Consider the following 696-nt stretch of genomic DNA (forward strand, 5'->3'; position numbering starts at 1 on the left):
TTATAATAAAGCATTATGAGCTATGACATCGAACTCCGCCAACGCGTGATCGACTTCATTGATGCAGGTGGCAGCAAAGCAGATGCTGCAGTGCTGTTTCAAATAAGCCGAGCCACGATCTATAACTGGCTCAAGCGTCCTTCGCTTGAACCCAGCCAACGACGTTCCCAGGGACACAAGCTTGATAAAGCAGAGCTTGCTGCGCATGTGAAAGCCTGTCCAGATGCTTTACAAAGAGAGCGAGCAGCCCATTTTGGCGTTCATAAAGCCACGATCAGCGCAGCGCTAAAAAAGATGGGCATCCGTAAAAAAAACGATGCGCTACGCGGAACGTAATCACAAGAAAAGAGTGGAGTTTCTGGCTGAGTTACGTCGGTGCTGGATGCTATATGGAAAAGAAAACATTGTTTATTTTGATGAAAGTGGCTTTGAAGAGTCAGTTAATCGTCAACATGCATGGGCAAGCAGGGGTGTTAAAGTCTATGGAGAGACTCCGGGCAGAAATCACAAGCGTAGTAACTTGATCATGGCTCAGCGGGGTAAGAAGTGGCTGGCTCCGGTCATATTTGATTTTTCATGTAATGCTGATTTGGTTGAGACATGGATAGAAAAAATGCTTCTACCTGAATTGAAGCGACCCAGTGTCATAGTGATGGACAATGCTGCTTTCCATCGTAAAGAGCCGATCAAGAAGCT

The 696-nt window shown here is 46.1% G+C and carries 2 protein-coding genes; both read left to right on the top strand.

The features are described from left to right. The first annotated feature begins 15 nt into the window (after positions 1-15). The gene (locus V5T57_RS20640) at positions 16-336 is read left to right on the top strand and encodes an IS630 transposase-related protein (protein ID WP_332893161.1); all 321 of its coding nucleotides are present in this window, start codon (positions 16-18) and stop codon (positions 334-336) included. Then, positions 317-696: transposase (locus V5T57_RS20645; RefSeq protein ID WP_332893162.1), on the top strand; the 380-nt coding region annotated here is incomplete at its 3' end. The genes V5T57_RS20640 and V5T57_RS20645, both read left to right, overlap by 20 nt.

Origin of the sequence: Magnetococcus sp. PR-3, assembly GCF_036689865.1 — a bacterium.
Lineage (GTDB): Bacteria > Pseudomonadota > Magnetococcia > Magnetococcales > Magnetococcaceae > Magnetococcus.